Source organism: Serratia sp. BNK-33-b (assembly GCF_048684565.1).
Classification (GTDB): Bacteria; Pseudomonadota; Gammaproteobacteria; order Enterobacterales; family Enterobacteriaceae; genus Serratia; species Serratia marcescens.
In genome coordinates, this window is sequence record NZ_JBLQTZ010000001.1 from 1,890,233 (window position 1) to 1,905,762 (window position 15,530).

The following is a 15,530-nucleotide window of genomic DNA, read 5'->3' on the forward strand; positions in this document are numbered from 1 at the left end:
AGTGGGGTGTTGCGCTTTTTATCGGCAAAACCGGTGCTGAAATGGTGTGAATTCACCTGGCGGCCGGAATGGATCGGTAAAGGGCGTAAGTGACGGCGTCACTTGGGAGTGATTGGGGTTTATCCTATTGTTTCTGTTCGTCAAGCCGTTAGACTTTAAGGGAGAGGCGCCCCGGCCTGGACGGGGCGTAGGGTTTCCAGATCTGCCGCGGGAAAGGCGACAGCAAAGCAGTGGGTTGGCCCGCTCCAGGAGGGAGGGGGGCCAACGGTGCCATGAAAGACGAAATTCAGGCGGGACTCATCAAAACCAAAAAACGACGCTGGCACAGCCGCCAGGCGGTGTGGCTGGCCGGGGCGCTGGTGTGGCTGGCCGGCGCGGCGCCCGCCTGCGCCGAATCCCCGCCGGCGCCGGAGAGCGTTGTCTCTTCCGCACAGGCCGTCGCAGATCCGGCCGCGAATTTGCCCGAACTGGGCGGCGCGCCCGATGACGCCGCGCGCGAGAAGCAGTGGGCCGAGATGGCCAAGCAGTTCGGCGAAAAAGATCTGAATAACGTTTCCCGTCAGCAGATGCGCAGCCGCGCCGAGGATTATCTGCTGGGCCAGGCGACCGGCGCGCTGCAACAGCAGGCGCAGGAACTGTTGTCGCCGCTGGGCACCGCCCGATTATCGCTGGAGATGACCGGTGAGGGGGACTTTACCGGCAGCAACGGGCAGTTATTCAGCCCGCTGTACGACGTCGACGGATTGCTGACCTACAGCCAGATCGGCTGGCTACAGCAAAGCGCCGGGGCGCTCGGTAATTTCGCGCTGGGGCAGCGCTGGATCGCCGGTGACTGGCTGCTGGGGTACAACACGGCGCTCGACAGCGATTTCGCCCGGCAGCGCAATCGCGGCAGCGTCGGCGCGGAGGCCTGGGGAGACTACCTGCGTTTCTCCACCAACTATTACTACCCGCTGTCGGCGCTGGCGCAACAGCCTGGCGATGGCGTGTTTTTCAGCCGCCCGGCGCGCGGTTACGACATTACGACGCAAGGCTATCTGCCGTTTTATCGCCAGATCGGCGGTTCGCTCAGCTATGAGCAGTATCTCGGCGATAATGTCGATCTGTTCGGCAGCGGCAAAAAACAAAACGATCCGCGCGCGATGCAGCTGGGGCTCAATTACACCCCGGTGCCGCTGGTGACGATGAAGGCGCTGCATAAGATTGGCGCGGGCGGGCAGAGCCAGGATCAGATCGAGCTGGCGCTGAGCTATCGGCTCGGGGTGCCGTTGGTGAAGCAGATTTCGCCGGAGTATGTGGCGCAGGCCAAGTCGCTGCGCGGCAGCCGCTACGATCCTATCGAACGCAAGAACGTGCCGGTGCTGGAGTTCCGCCAGCGCAAAACGCTGCAGGTGTTCCTGGCCACGCCGCCGTGGAGCCTGCAGGCGGGGGAAACCGTGCCGCTGGTGCTGGAAATCAAGGCGCTCAACGGCATCGCTCACGTCAGTTGGCAGGGGGATACCCAGGCGCTGAGCCTGACGCCGCCGCACAACGCCAACGATCCGCAGGGCTGGACGGCGATCGTGCCGCCGTGGGACGATGCGCCGGGCGCCGCCAACAGCTACCGGCTATCGGTCACGCTGGAGGACGATAAACAGCAGCGCGTGACGTCCAACTGGATAGAGCTGAAAGTGGCGCCGCCGCTGACGGCGACCGCCGGTGATGACGCGGGCCTGCCGCCGATCAAAACCCTGACGCCGCCGCCGATCCCGGCGCAAACCGGGCCGCTGTACGGCGGCGATTAACCGTTTTTACCCTGCAGCACCCACACGGCGGCCTCGACGCGGGATTTGAGCTTCATCTTTTTCAGCAGGTGTTTGACGTGCACCTTGACGGTGCTTTCGGTGATGGTCAGGCGGCGGGCGATCAGCTTGTTCGGCAGCCCTTGGGCGATCAGCTTCAGGATATCCCGTTCGCGCGGCGTCAATTGCTGAATATCGCGATCGGCGCTGGGGCGGTTTTCCCGCAGGCTGGCGGCGAGGATCGGCGTCAGCGTTTCGCTGAGCACCATCTGCCCGGCCGCCGCCTGATGCAGCGCCTTCAGCAGATCCTCCGGCTCCATGTCTTTCAACAGATAGCCGTCGGCGCCGCGTTTGAGCGCGCTGACGACGTCGTCTTCATGGTTGGATACGCTGAACACCACAACGCGCCCCGACAGGTCGGTCTGGCGCAGGCGATCCAGCGTTTCCAGCCCGTTGATGCCAGGCATGTTGAGGTCGAGCAGGATCAGATCCGGATCGTGCTGCTCCGCCAGCGCGACCCCTTGCTCACCGTTGCTGGCTTCGGCGATGACCTGCAGGCGAGCGTCCATGCCAATCAGCTGTTTTACGCCGTTGCGCAGCATCGGGTGGTCGTCGATCAGTAAGATGGTGGCGGCGGTTTCTGTCGTCATGGTGTCTCCGTTAGTCGATGGCGTGGTTATCCGGCGTGAAGCTGACTCGCACCTCGGTGCCGCCGCCGCTGCGCGGTAAAATGTCGCAACAGCCGTGCAGGCTCTTGGCGCGATCGCGCATGATGATCAAGCCGTAATGGTCGGGGCGGGATGTTTCGGCCGGCAGGCCGCGTCCGTTGTCGCATACGCTCAGGGTCACTTCGCCCCGTTTGTTGATGACCTGAATGCTCACCTCGCTGGCTGCGGCATGCTTAAGGATGTTACTGAGCGCCTCGCGGGCGATCTGCAGCAGATGAATGGCCTGATAGGCGGGCACCGTGCGCGGCCCCAGTTGGTAATCGAGGCTGATGGTCAGGCCCAGTTTGGGATTGAACTCCGCTACCGTCGATTGCAGCGCCGCCAGCAGGCCCGGTTCGGTCAGCTGCAGGCGGAAGGTGGTCAGCAGCTCGCGCAGCTGGCGATAGGCGCCGTTCAGCTCTTCGCGCATCTGCTGCACCAGCGCCTGGCTGGCGGGCGAGAGCGTTTCGCCCTGCATCTGCAGGCAGGCGATCTGCATTTTCAGGCAGGAGAGCGATTGGGCGATGGAGTCGTGCAGCTCGCGGGCGATCGCCGCCCGTTCTTCCATCAACATCAGCTGCTGCTGGTGGTCTACCTGACGTTCGATGGCCAGCACGCTGGTCAGTTGCTCCACCAGAGTGTTGACCAGCTGGCGGTGCTCATCGTTCAGCGGCTGTTGCGGCGCATGTTGCGCCACGATCACGCCGTAGTCGCCAAGCTTGTCGCTCAGGCTCCAGCTCAGCGACGGGCTGTCGGGATGCTGGCGGTCGCTGTCGTGCAGGCAGGCGCTGCACACCGGATTATGGCAATGCTCCGGCCGCAACGGCTGGTTGCCGCTCAGCTGCAGCAGCGGCTCCCGGCTGTCGTTTTCATACAGCCGCACCTGAATGGCGCGCAGCGGCGTCAGGATTTGCAGTTGGTTGAGCAGCGGCGTCAGGCGGCTGCACAGCGGCTCGCTGGCGTGCAGCAGGCGGCTGGCGCGATAGAGAAAACTCAGCATCTGATTTTTTTGCTGCAGGTCCGCGGTCTTCTCGGCCACGCGCTGCTCCAGCCCGCTGTAGGTGGCCGACAGTTCGTCGGACATGGTGTTCAACGCGCCGCCGAGCGACGCCATTTCATCCTGATGGCCGCGCTGCGCGAAGCGGCGGCTAAAGTCGCCGCGGCCCACCGCCAACGCCATTTCCACCAGCTGCCGCCACGGATGCAGCAACCGGCGGCGCAGGTAGCAGGTGGTGCCGATCAGCAGCAGCAGGGTCAGCGCGATAAAGCCGGCCTGCACCAGCGTCACCATCAGCAGGCGGCGCTCGGTTTGCCTGTCGATATCCGACACCAGCTTATCCAACAGCTGCACGAAGTGCGCCACCTGCGGCGCGGCGTCGGCCGGGCGCTGCGCGCTGCGCAGGCGAGGTTGCAGGGTCTGTTGCCAGTAGTCGCGCAAGGCGTCGAAAGGTTGCGTCAACCCTTCCTGTTCCACCGAACGCTGCAGGTCGGGGCTGTTTTCGTCGCGCTCCAGTTCGCGGATCAACGCTTCATGCCGTTCATCCAGCGGCACCTGCGCCAGCAGACGGTAGCTTTGCATACGCAGCGAGCCGGCCTTGTTGATGGCATGCGCGTTGCCCTGAATGCTTTGCGACATCCAGGCGGAAATCCCCATGCCGGCCACGCCCAGAATGCCCGACAGCAACATCAGCAGGGCGACCTGATTCACGATCGAAAGCGGGGCCAACAGGCGTTTCATAAGCGCGGGTTCCTGGCATTTGGCGCCGCTGAAGCTCAGGGGCGAAGGCGGCGACGGGGTAAACAAGTAACGATTCAGCCGTATTTTTGATTATCCCTGAGCATAACCCCATACCTCGAATGAAGTACCCATTAGTTTCCAGGGGGGCGGCGAAGCGGTGAGGATGACGAAGTGATTTATTCTAATTCATTGATTGTAAATGATTTAATTTTTATCCAGAACGTACCCCTAAGGGGATGAAGGCGCTATTTGTGCCGCCAACTACTTGCATTCGGGTTGATATACATCAACTTTGCCGCCGGAGCCGCCCCCTAGGGTGTCGGAATAATCCCCCGTGTCTGAGGTTTTTATGTCGCAACTTGCAACGCCTTCATCAAAGAAAACCGGTGCGCTGATTCAGGATTGGCATCCTGAAGACAGCGCCTTTTGGCTGCAGCGTGGCCATCGCATCGCCACCCGCAACCTGTGGATTTCCATTCCCTGTCTGCTGCTGGCCTTCTGCGTCTGGATGCTGTTCAGCGCCGTGGCGGTCAACCTGAACAAGGTTGGCTTCAACTTTTCCACTGACCAATTGTTCCTGTTGACAGCGCTGCCGTCGGTCTCGGGCGCTATTTTACGCGTGCCGTATTCCTTCGTGATCCCGCTGTTTGGCGGCCGCCGCTGGACCGCTATCAGCACCTGCTTCCTGCTGGTGCCGTGCCTGTGGCTGGGATTCGCGGTGCAGGACAGCAGCACGCCGTACAGTGTATTCGTCATCATTTCCCTGCTATGCGGTTTTGCGGGCGCCAACTTTGCCTCCAGCATGGCCAATATCAGCTTCTTCTTCCCGAAAGCGCGTCAGGGTGGCGCGTTGGGTCTCAACGGCGGGTTGGGGAATCTGGGCGTCAGCGTCATGCAACTGGTCGCGCCGTTGGCGATCTCTTTCAGCCTGTTTGGTCTGTTTGGCGGCACGGCGCAAGATCAGGCAGAAGGGGGACAGCTGTGGCTGGAAAATGCCGCCTGGATCTGGGTACCGTTCCTGCTGGTCGCCACCTTGGCGGCCTGGTTCGGCATGAACGATCTGGCGGCGGCCAAGGCATCGCTGCGCCAGCAACTGCCAGTGCTCAAACGTGGGCATTTGTGGATGCTGAGTTTGCTGTACCTCGCGACCTTCGGTTCTTTCATCGGTTTCTCCGCCGGTTTCGCCATGCTGTCGAAGACGCAATTTCCGGAGGTCGTGATCCTGCATTACGCTTTCTTCGGGCCGTTCCTCGGTGCGCTGGCACGGCCGGTCGGCGGCGCGCTGTCTGACCGTTTCGGCGGCGTGCGGGTGACGTTGATCAACTTTGTGGTGATGGCCGTGTTCGCCGCGCTGTTGTTCCTGACCTTGCCGGCAGCGGGCGAGGGCGGTTCGTTTATCGCCTTCTACGGCATCTTTATGGTGTTGTTCCTCACGGCGGGGCTGGGCAGCGGATCGACTTTCCAAATGATCGCCGTCATTTTCCGTAAAATCACTGTCGATCGCGTGAAAGCGGCCGGCGGCAGTGACGAGAGCGCACAGCGTGAAGCGGTGACGGACTCCGCCGCCGCATTGGGCTTTATCTCGGCGATCGGCGCCGCAGGCGGTTTCTTTATTCCCCAGGCATTCGGCACCTCGCTGGCGCTGACCGGTTCGCCGGCGGGGGCAATGAAAGTATTCTTGGTGTTCTATATCTTGTGTGTGGTCATCACCTGGGCGGTGTATGGCCGCAAGAAAAAGGCCTGAGTATCAAACCGCTTTCTCAATCCCTCCCGACAGGGGAGGGATATTTCTCTCATTCCGAGTCATCTCTCCTCGCCTCCTCAGTGAAATTTTCTGCCTTTAGGTAAAATTCTCATCTTCGCTTGCCGTTTTTTTCTTTTTTTATAGCACTATCTCTCAATGTGGGAATATTTTCGCCAAAACGGATTATATTATTTGCACGTTTTTTTCGTTTTATTGAGAGTATTCTTACATTAAGGCGTTAATGTCTTTTCGCAGATTAAATGAAATTTCCGGGAGGGGAAGGCATAATTAGTGCGATTGTTATAAAATCAGTAATAGGGTTTTGTCTTAGATGCTGCACACGCCGAGTGGAATGTGTGACGGGGTTAAATCAGATAACTCTCATTCTGTTTTTTTCGGCTTTTTGTAGTCTATCTGACAATCAGATTAGGTGGGAAAACACAATGAATTCACGGATAGGAATGAAATTTCACAATTTCATTCGATTAACAATCGAACAACATGGTTAGTTTTTCCTTTTTAAATCAATGAGGTGTTCATTTGAATTTTACGGTGACCATGAAAGAAATCCATGTTGCCAGCAGGGAAAAAGAGTCATTTGGATAAACGGAACATCCTTAATATGGCCTAATGTAAAAAATGAAATCAGAAAATTTTTATAAAGGCCAATATCCGATGAATGCAACCTGTTGAGTTTACATTTAATTTCTTGAACATTTTTTGATATTTCTATACAAAGTGTGCAGGACAGGCACGCTAAGGAAATTAAAAGTGAATCTTGATAAAAGAATAAAGATTAGGAATCTCGATGTTCTGACTCCTGCCGGGGAGAAATTTCGTCTGCGTTGGAAGGAGTATCAAATTCTTTCGCTGCTTGTCGCCAGATCACCAGAACTGGTTACCCGAACGGAAATTATAGAAAATATCTGGAAAGGAACCTATTGCTCAGATTCAACGATAAATCAAACAATTAAATCTATTCGCCAAAAGATTAGCGACACGGAACACACGCTTATCAGAACCATTCCTCGTTTGGGTTACAAGGTGGAAAATCAAGCGGCTTTTCACTTTATATCCGAGGATGAAGACTACGCTGATGATGATATATTAAATGGCGGTGAAGATATTGGTGTTGATATTCAAGCGGAACTTTCTGAAAGTGAAAGTGAGTCGTCTGAAACAAACGATGAAAAAATAGATAAGCCGCATAAATCGACGCTGGTTGCTGCGCCTGTTGCAACGGTGGAGTCATCCAAAGAACCGGTGCGTGAAAAAAAGTCGGCGGCGGTGCGTCGCTTTTTCAGCATACCCGCCAGCCGTGTAGTGAAATACCTGACGGTATTCGCCTCTTTGCTGGTTATTTCACATTTTTCATATGTGCTCGGCAACCAAACCCGCCCCCCGGTGATCAATGATATTCAGAACAACACGCGCGTGGTGTTGACGCTGACGCTGAATAACCCCCATACCAACAGCCCGCAAACTCTGCTCTGTCTTTACCAGGGAGAGAACATGGATCAAGCCACCATCGAATGTGTCGATCCTAAGCAAGGGCAGCTTAAATTGCCGGTAAAATATGAGACCTCTTCGACGCCCGGCAAAGGTCGGATTAATCTCATATTGCCGAATAAAACCTTGCAATATCAAGTTGCTTACGATGTTAAAAATTAGCGCTGAATGAGGTTTTATCTTTAGCGATAATTTTACATTTGATGAAATCTTTTATTTCATTATTTGTTATTTGAAAGCCAGGTTCGATTTGTCCAGTCTGGAACTCATTACCTAACGCGTATTAGCGTCCTGTCCCAATGGGGCGACAGGAATAATGAGAACCTGCTGAGTGACAAATTATGGATAAGCGTAAAGTAGCTATTATCGGGGGTTCCGGTTTTATCGGAACACGCCTGGCGAAACGTCTCAGTGCGCGCGATGATCTGACGTTGGTCATCGTGGATAAGCAACCCAGCGCACATTTTCCCGCGCTCTATCAGTATGGCGATGTGACGCAACCTCAGACTTTGCAAGAACCGCTGACGGGCTGCGACGCCATCATTAATCTGGCGGCGGAACATCAGGACAACGTCGATCCCATTTCGCTCTATTATCAGGTCAATGTCGAAGGCGCGCGGCATGTCTGCATGACCGCCTCCGCTCTGAATATCCGCCAAATCATTTTCACCTCCTCCGTCGCTGTTTACGGCTTCGTTAAACAGGAAACCGGCGAAGAAGGAAGTTTCGAGCCTTTCAACCATTACGGCAAGTCCAAGCTCGAGGCGGAATACGTTTATGAAGCCTGGCGCAAGGCCGATGTGGAAAATCGGTTGACTATCATCCGTCCAACGGTGGTATTCGGCGAAGGCAACCGCGGCAACGTGTATAACCTGTTCCGTCAGATCGCCAGCGGACGTTTCGTGATGATTGGCAGCGGCAATAATATGAAGTCGATGGCCTACGTTGAAAATATTGCCGCGCGGCTGGAACATGCGCTGGATCAACAGTCAAGTTATCAGGTCAGCAACTACGTCGATAAACCGGACTTTACGATGAATCAATTGGTCGACGTCATTTCCTCTTCATTGGGGAGAAAAAATAAGACAATTCGCATTCCTTATGCCGTAGGCATATGCGGCGCAACCGCATTGGATGTTGTGAGTAAAATAAGTCGAAAGAAATTCCCAATAAGCCGCGTCAGAGTACAGAAATTCTGCGCCAGAACGCAGTTTAAAAGTAATGTGCAAAATAATTTCGTGGCGCCTGTTGAACTTGATTCGGCAATCGAAAGAACCATTAAACATGAGTTTTCTGATAGATAACTTAACCGCACGCTGACGTTATTTACTTATTTCCGCCGACAAGCGGATAAATCTGTATTTTTCAGGATTAATTCATGCTGACTTATATCCTGGCAGGATCAATTTTGTTTTTGTTAATAGCGCATTGGGAGCTGTAACTCAAGGGCGGTAGCGTGCTTATTCGCTGGAGGAACGATGTTATATCAACTGAGCGTGATATTTGTGCTGGCGGTCGCGTGGATCCTTATTGCCCGCCGGGTCGCCTTGACGGTGGGATTAGTGGATAAGCCCAATGCGCGCAAGCAACATCTGGGACATATTCCGTTGGTCGGCGGCATCGCCGTGTACCTGACGCTGATGCTGATGGCGCTGTGGCAACCCGCCTGGCTGCCCGACAGCACCGTCTATCTGCTGTGCATTACGGCGCTGGTGGTGTTGGGCGTGCTGGATGACCGCTTTGATCTGCCCGTGGCGCCGCGCGTCATGGTGCAGGGAGGGATCGCGCTGGCGATGATGCTGGCGGCAGGGATGCAACTTTCCTCATTGGGCCATGCCTGGGGCCATCAGGAAGTGATGCTCGGTTATGGCGCGTTGCTGCTCACGCCGCTGGCGGTATGGGGGGCGATCAACGCCTACAACATGGTGGATGGCATCGACGGGCAACTGGGCGCCTTGTCCTGCGTGACCTTCGTTGCGCTGGCCATCGTGTTCGGACTGGGTGGCCGGGGAGATCTGGCGCTGTGGTGCCTGGGCGTGATCGTCGCGCTGGCGGCTTATCTGCTGTTCAACCTGAGCCTGTTCGGCGCGCGTAACAAAATCTTTATGGGGGACGCCGGCAGCATGGTGATCGGCTTCAGCGTGCTGTGGCTGGTGTTACTGGCGACGCAGGGGCAGCAGGCGGTAATGCGCCCGGTCACCGCGCTGTGGCTGATCGCCATTCCGCTGATGGACATGGTGACCGTGATGGTGCGCCGCCTGTTGCGCCGCCAAAGCCCCTTCAAAGCGGGCCGCGATCATTTGCACCATATTCTGATGCGTCGCGGACTCAATGCGCGCCAGGCACTGGCGATGAGCACCATGCTGGCGGTGACGCTGGCCTGCATCGGCATTTGCAGTGAAGTGTTGCAACTGCAGGAAAGCCTGATGCTGGTGGCGTTTCTGTTCTGTTTTTGCGGTTATTTCGCCATGTTGCGCGAACCGCGTCAGGCGACGATGCTCAGCGATAATCCAACCGTCGGGCGTTAATCCTCTCACGGGCTGCGGCAGCAGCCCGTTTATCACGGTACTTCCATGAATTTTCATTTGCCTCTTTTGATGCCGTTGGCCTTCACCTCCGCGTTATTGAGCGGTTGTACGGTGGTTCCCGGCTCACATTTACCGACCAGCGGAAAAGCCATCGTCGTGCAACAAGACGACGATTTCGATTTGAACAGCCAGGTACAGGTCTACCGCATGTCACCGATGCTGCTGCAGAAAATGCGGCGCGTTGAACCGGTCGCCCAGCCGAATCCGGCGCTGGACCAGCGGTTGCAGAGCTACCAATACCGTATCGGCGTCGGCGACGTGTTGAACGTCACCGTCTGGGATCACCCCGAGTTGACCACGCCGGCCGGGCAATATCGCAGCGCCAGCGACACCGGTAACTGGGTGCATGCGGATGGCACGATCTTTTACCCCTATATCGGGCGCGTGGCGGTGGTGGGTAAAACCGTCACCGAAGTGCGCAGCCTGATCGCCGGCCGTCTGGCGCAGTATGTGGAAAGCCCGCAGGTGGATGTCAGCATCGCCGCGTTCCGCTCGCAGAAGGCTTATGTGACCGGTGAGGTGAAAACCTCCGGTCAGCAGGCGATCACCAACGTACCGCTGACCATTCTGGATGCGATCAACGCCGCCGGCGGCCTGACGGACAATGCCGACTGGCGCAACGTGGTGCTGACGCATCAGGGCAAAGAGCGGGCCATCTCGCTGCAGGCGCTGATGCAGCGTGGCGACATCAGCCAGAACGCGCTGCTGCAGCCGGGCGACATCCTCTACATTCCGCGCAATGACAACTTGAAAGTGTTCGTGATGGGCGAGGTGGGCAAGCAAGCGACGCTGAAGATGGATCGCAGCGGCATGACCCTGACCGAAGCCCTCGGATCTTCCGAAGGGATCAGCCAGACGGTGGCGGATGCGACCGGGGTGTTCGTGATCCGGCCGAGCGGCGGCAACCCCCCGCAGCGGCTGGCGACGCTGTATCAGTTCGATCTCTCCGACGCCAGCGCGCTGGCGATGGGCGCTGAATTTCAGCTGCACCCTTACGACGTCGTGTACGTCACCGCGGCGCCTATCGCGCGCTGGAACCGTTTGATCAGCCAGCTGGTGCCGACCATCAGCAGTTTTAACGATCTCAGCGAGGCTACCTTGCGCGTGCGCAACTGGTAACTCCGCAGGGTGAATAAGGAACAGAAGATGAAAAACAATGCGCTGTCCGTGATGGTGGCCGAACAAGATGAAAAGCTGGAGTGGGAGCGTCTGGTAGGGCCGCTGTGGGATAACCGCTGGCGGATCGCCGTCGTGACCGGCGTGGCCGGTGCGCTGGGCGTCGCCTACGCCCTGTTGGCTACCCCGGTGTATCAGGCCACGGCGGTGGTGCAGGTGGAGAATCAGCTGTCCGGCGATTCGCTGCTGCGTGAAACGCTGGACAGTTCGCTGGGGCAAAATTCGACGACGCAGGATGAGGTGACGCTGGTCAAGTCGCGCTACGTGCTCGGCAAAACGGTGGATGCCCTCGGCCTGACGGTGCGCGTCGAACCGGACTATTTCCCGGTGTTCGGTAAAGGTTTCGCCCGACTGAGCGGTGAAAAGACGCCGGTATTGGACATCGGTACGCTGACAACGCCGGCGGACATGCAGGGCGAAGCGCTGACGCTGACGGTGCGCGATGGGCAACATTACGAGCTGAGCCATGACGGCGCCAAATTGTTCAGCGGCGTGGTTGGCCAACCGGTGGCGCAGGGCGAGTGGAGCATGACCGTTTCGGCGCTGGATGCGGCGCCGGGCACCAGTTTCACCGTGGTTAAAGTCGCGCGTCAAGAAGCGGTGGACGATCTGCGTAAATACCTGGGCGTAGTGCCGAGCGGCAAGGACAGCGGCATCATGACGTTTACGCTGCCGAGTGAAGATCCGCAGCGTGCCGAGGCGGTGCTGAAGAACATCACCGATAACTACCTGCAGCAGAACGTGGATCGCAAAACGGAAGAGGCGCAGAGAATGCTGGCCTTCCTGCAGGAGCAGCTGCCGCAAACGCAAACCTCGTTGAACAACGCCGAAAACCAGCTCAACCAGTTCCGCCAGCAAAACGATTCGGTGGATCTGTCGCTGGAAGCCAAGTCGGTGCTGGACACTCAGGTGCAGCTCGAAGCCCAGCTCAACGAGCTGACCTTCAAGGAGGCGGAGATTTCCAAGCTTTATACCCGCGTGCACCCGGCTTACCGGGCGCTGATGGAAAAGCGCGCCACGCTGGAGGCGGAAAAGGCGCGGCTCGGCAAACAGGTACAGACGCTGCCGAAAATGCAGCAGGAGATCCTGCGTCTCACCCGCGACGTGCAGGTGGATCAGCAGGTTTACATGCAACTGATGAACAAACAGCAGGAGCTGAGCATCAGCAAGGCCGGCACGGTGGGCAATATTCGCATCGTCGACGAGGCGGAAACCGCTATCCGACCGATTCAGCCGCAAAAGATGCTAATCGTGTTGTTGGCGTTGATACTGGGCGCTGCGGGCACCGCGGCCGTGGTGCTGCTGCGCACGGCCTTCCATCGCGGCATCAATGATATCGATACGCTGGAGAAGCGAGGCATCAACGTCTACGCCACCGTGCCGCTGTCGCCATGGCAGGCGAAACGCAATCGCGAACAACGCCTGCTGTTGCCCAAATCCGGCGGTCGTCGCCTGCCGATCCTGGCGGTGGTCGAGCCGGCGGATCTGTCGGTGGAGGCCATTCGCAGCCTGCGCACCAGCCTGCATTTCGCCATGCTGGAGGCCAAAAACAACATTTTGATGGTCTCCGGTGCCAGTCCGGAAAGCGGCAAGAGTTTTACCAGCACCAACCTGGCGGTGGTGGTGGCGCAGGCCGGGCAGCGGGTGCTGTTGATCGACGCGGATATGCGTAAAGGATTTTTGCATCGTTGGTTATCGGACGACGCTCATCAAGGGCTGTCCGACATGCTGGTGGGCAAAGTGATGACGGAACAGGCGGTGCGGAAAACCGCCATCGCCAATCTGGACTTCGTGCCACGTGGTCAGGTGCCGCCGAACCCGTCCGAGCTGCTGATGCATCGCCGTTTCGCCGATTTCCTGCGCTGGGCCGGGCAAAACTACGATCTGGTGCTGATCGATACGCCGCCGATTCTGGCGGTGACGGACGCGGCCATCGTCGGCAATCACGCCGGTACGTCACTGTTGGTGGTGCGTTTTGAGGTGAACACCGTCAAGCAGATCGAAACCAGCATGCGCCGTTTCGAACAGAATGGCGTGGCGATCAGAGGCGTAATCCTCAACGGCATCGTGAAAAGGGCGGCGACCGACATGAGCTATTACAACTTCGCCTATCCAAGCCATCGGGAAGATCAGCGGCAGGCAGAGGAATAAGCGGGTGAAGGCCATTATCACCAATGCCCTGTGGCTGATGCTGGAACGCGTTTCGCTTAGCCTGTCCGGCATCTTCGTCTCCATTTACGTTGCGCGCTATCTGGGGCCCGCCCAGTTTGGCGCTCTCAACTATCTGTTGGCGACGATCGCCATCGTGGTGCCGCTGGTGCAGCTGGGCGCCGACAGCATCATTTTCAACCGCGTCGCCCGCCGCCCGCCGAGCGGCATTCGCCTGATGTTGGCTTCGATGCGTTTGCGCCGCCGGCTGTTCCTGGTGGTGGCGCTGCCGATGCTGATATGGAGCTATTTCAGCCAGCCGCCAGCCGGTCAACTGATGACGCTGTTGCTGCTTATCAGCGCCTATTTCTCGATTCAGGACGTGTACAAAATTTATTACGATGCCCGCCTGCAGTCGAAACGCAATACGCTGATCAACAACCTGGCGCTGCTGTTGTCGATCGGACTGCGGCTGGCGCTGGTGAGCGCCGCGCTGCCGCTGGTGTGGTTCGCGGTACCCTACATCCTCAGCAGCGCCGTACCTTATCTGGTGCGCCTCTGGCTATTTCGTGGGGAAGCTGCGGCCTCGCCGCGGGTTACGCCGCGCCAGGCCGGGCGCTATGGCCGTTATTTGCTGAAAGTGGGCCTGCCGTTGGCCATCTCCAGTCTGGCGATAGTGATTTATACCCGCATCGATCAAATCATGCTGGGCAATCTGGTCGGCGAGCAGGCGGTGGGCTGGTTCAGCGCCGCGACCACCCTCAGCCAGGGGTGGGTTTTTGTGCCGATGGCGCTGATCACCTCGTTGATGCCGGGTATTGCCAACTGTCGCGACCCGTTGGAGCAGGAGTACCGCATCCGGGTGCTTTATCTGGTGGTATTGGGCCTGTCGTTGCCGGTGCTGCTGGGTCTGTGGTGGTTCGCCCACCCGGCTATTGCGCTGCTGTATGGCGCCGCTTTTCAACCGGCCGCCGACATCCTGGCTATTTGTACGCTGACCTCGCTGTTCTCAGTGATGGGGACGGTTTCGTATCGCAGCATCGTGCTGTTCGCCGGTTATCGCTTTATCGCCATCAAGATGCCGTTGGTGGCTCTGCTGAACGTGGCGATGAATCTGCTGCTGATCCCGCGTTACGGCCTGACCGGCGCTGCGGTGTCTACGCTACTGGCGGAATTCATTTCGTTCTTCGTTCTGAACAGTTTATTCCGTGGCGGGAAAATTACCCGACTGCAGCTGACCTGTTTTTACTGCCTGCCGCGTCTTGTCAGCAAATTAAGGAGAGAGCATGTTAAACACCCTGGTTAAAAGCATTTCCAAGCGCCTGCCCGATGCCTGGCACCATCAGGTTAAATACGCGCTCTATTTCAAAAAATTGCCGCACCTGTCAAAACCGACCGGCTTCAGCGAAAAGATCATGCGCCGCAAAATTTATCCGCGCAGCATCTACACCACCTTGTCGGACAAATACAAGGTCCGCGAATTTATTGCCGGCCTGTGGGGCGAAGAGTATCTGGTGGAGCTGTATGCGCATGGCACTGAACTCAGCTACGACACGTTCAGGCAGTTGCCAGACGCCTTCGTGCTGAAGGCCAACCATGGCAGCGGCTATAACCGGTTGGTGTTCGACAAGCAACAGGTTAGCTACGCGGAATTGTACGATCTCAGCAGTTCGTGGATGCGCAGCAACTTTTACGAGCAGAGTCGCGAAAAGCATTATCTGGACATCGAACCCTGCATCATGGTGGAACGCATGTTGCTGGATGGTGAGCAGGTGCCGAACGATATCAAATTTCATTGTTTCAACGACAACCATGAAATTCGCATGTTTATCCAGGTGGATTACCAGCGTTTCGGCACCCATCGGCGCGATATTTTTGATCTCGACTGGAACCGCACCGAAATCCGCATCAACTTGCCGAATGCCGACGAACCGATGCCGCGACCTACGCGGCTGGAAGAAATGACGCGTTTGGCTCGCCAGGTTGCGCAGCAGTTCTCTTATGTCCGCGTGGATTTCTACCAGGTCGGTGAGAAGGTCTATTTCGGTGAATTGACGTTTACGCCTGGTGCGGGATTAAGCAAGCTTAAGCCGGAAAACATCGAGCAGGAATGGGGCAGTTATTTTACTGAGTAAACGC

At 57.4% G+C, this 15,530-nt stretch carries 11 protein-coding genes; 9 read left to right on the forward strand and 2 right to left on the reverse strand.

What is annotated here, in order from left to right; all coding sequences use genetic code 11:
* The first annotated feature begins 272 nt into the window (after positions 1–272).
* Positions 273–1,784, forward strand: coding sequence for a YchO/YchP family invasin (locus ACMGGK_RS08995; protein WP_164052452.1), 1,512 nt, complete (start codon positions 273–275; stop codon positions 1,782–1,784).
* Here ACMGGK_RS08995 and narL read toward each other — a convergent pair.
* Both narL and narX read right to left on the reverse strand, forming a co-directional pair.
* Positions 1,781–2,431, reverse strand: a complete 651-nt coding sequence (narL, locus tag ACMGGK_RS09000) for a two-component system response regulator NarL (protein WP_004934684.1) — start codon at positions 2,429–2,431, stop codon at positions 1,781–1,783. The two genes, ACMGGK_RS08995 and narL, sit on opposite strands and share 4 nt — an antisense overlap.
* 10 nt (positions 2,432–2,441) lie before the next feature.
* Positions 2,442–4,226, reverse strand: coding sequence for a nitrate/nitrite two-component system sensor histidine kinase NarX (narX, locus tag ACMGGK_RS09005; RefSeq protein WP_420276842.1), 1,785 nt, complete (start codon positions 4,224–4,226; stop codon positions 2,442–2,444).
* Between the two features lie 349 nt (positions 4,227–4,575).
* On the opposite strand from narX, the gene ACMGGK_RS09010 reads away from it, so the two are divergent.
* The 8 genes from ACMGGK_RS09010 to ACMGGK_RS09045 all read left to right on the forward strand — a co-directional run bounded on the left by ACMGGK_RS09010 (position 4,576) and on the right by ACMGGK_RS09045 (position 15,526).
* A complete protein-coding gene (locus tag ACMGGK_RS09010; protein WP_016927348.1) occupies positions 4,576–5,970 on the forward strand; it encodes a NarK family nitrate/nitrite MFS transporter in 1,395 nt (464 codons plus the stop codon).
* 771 nt (positions 5,971–6,741) lie between these two features.
* Positions 6,742–7,641 (forward strand): winged helix-turn-helix domain-containing protein, encoded by a 900-nt coding sequence (locus tag ACMGGK_RS09015; protein ID WP_028127498.1) that lies wholly within the window; start codon positions 6,742–6,744, stop codon positions 7,639–7,641.
* A 179-nt stretch (positions 7,642–7,820) separates the two neighbouring features.
* Positions 7,821–8,783 carry an NAD-dependent epimerase/dehydratase family protein gene (locus ACMGGK_RS09020; protein ID WP_016927350.1) on the forward strand — a complete coding sequence of 321 codons (963 nt, stop codon included), beginning with the start codon at positions 7,821–7,823 and terminating at the stop codon, positions 8,781–8,783.
* Between the two features lie 174 nt (positions 8,784–8,957).
* Complete coding sequence (gene wecA, locus ACMGGK_RS09025) at positions 8,958–10,007, forward strand: UDP-N-acetylglucosamine--undecaprenyl-phosphate N-acetylglucosaminephosphotransferase (RefSeq protein WP_049299146.1); 1,050 nt, start codon at positions 8,958–8,960, stop codon at positions 10,005–10,007.
* A 45-nt stretch (positions 10,008–10,052) separates the two neighbouring features.
* Positions 10,053–11,186, forward strand: a complete 1,134-nt coding sequence (locus ACMGGK_RS09030) for a polysaccharide export protein (RefSeq protein ID WP_049299147.1) — start codon at positions 10,053–10,055, stop codon at positions 11,184–11,186.
* A gap of 27 nt (positions 11,187–11,213) precedes the next feature.
* Positions 11,214–13,394 carry a polysaccharide biosynthesis tyrosine autokinase gene (locus tag ACMGGK_RS09035; RefSeq protein ID WP_049299148.1) on the forward strand — a complete coding sequence of 727 codons (2,181 nt, stop codon included), beginning with the start codon at positions 11,214–11,216 and terminating at the stop codon, positions 13,392–13,394.
* A 4-nt stretch (positions 13,395–13,398) separates the two neighbouring features.
* Positions 13,399–14,697 carry a flippase gene (locus ACMGGK_RS09040; protein WP_048795031.1) on the forward strand — a complete coding sequence of 433 codons (1,299 nt, stop codon included), beginning with the start codon at positions 13,399–13,401 and terminating at the stop codon, positions 14,695–14,697.
* A complete protein-coding gene (locus ACMGGK_RS09045; RefSeq protein WP_028127496.1) occupies positions 14,678–15,526 on the forward strand; it encodes an ATP-grasp fold amidoligase family protein in 849 nt (282 codons plus the stop codon). Before ACMGGK_RS09040 ends, ACMGGK_RS09045 begins: the two co-directional genes overlap by 20 nt.
* The last annotated feature ends 4 nt before the right edge of the window (positions 15,527–15,530 follow it).

Bases quoted from the DNA above. Each gene is read 5' to 3' on its own strand.
- narL (WP_004934684.1), bottom strand. From the start codon at position 2,431: ATGACGACAGAAACCGCCGCCACCATCTTACTGATCGACGACCACCCG.
- ACMGGK_RS09035 (WP_049299148.1), top strand. From the start codon at position 11,214: ATGAAAAACAATGCGCTGTCCGTGATGGTGGCCGAACAAGATGAAAAG.
- ACMGGK_RS09010 (WP_016927348.1), top strand. From the start codon at position 4,576: ATGTCGCAACTTGCAACGCCTTCATCAAAGAAAACCGGTGCGCTGATT.
- ACMGGK_RS09045 (WP_028127496.1), top strand. From the start codon at position 14,678: ATGTTAAACACCCTGGTTAAAAGCATTTCCAAGCGCCTGCCCGATGCC.
- narX (WP_420276842.1), bottom strand. From the start codon at position 4,226: ATGAAACGCCTGTTGGCCCCGCTTTCGATCGTGAATCAGGTCGCCCTG.
- wecA (WP_049299146.1), top strand. From the start codon at position 8,958: ATGTTATATCAACTGAGCGTGATATTTGTGCTGGCGGTCGCGTGGATC.
- ACMGGK_RS09030 (WP_049299147.1), top strand. From the start codon at position 10,053: ATGAATTTTCATTTGCCTCTTTTGATGCCGTTGGCCTTCACCTCCGCG.
- ACMGGK_RS08995 (WP_164052452.1), top strand. From the start codon at position 273: ATGAAAGACGAAATTCAGGCGGGACTCATCAAAACCAAAAAACGACGC.
- ACMGGK_RS09020 (WP_016927350.1), top strand. From the start codon at position 7,821: ATGGATAAGCGTAAAGTAGCTATTATCGGGGGTTCCGGTTTTATCGGA.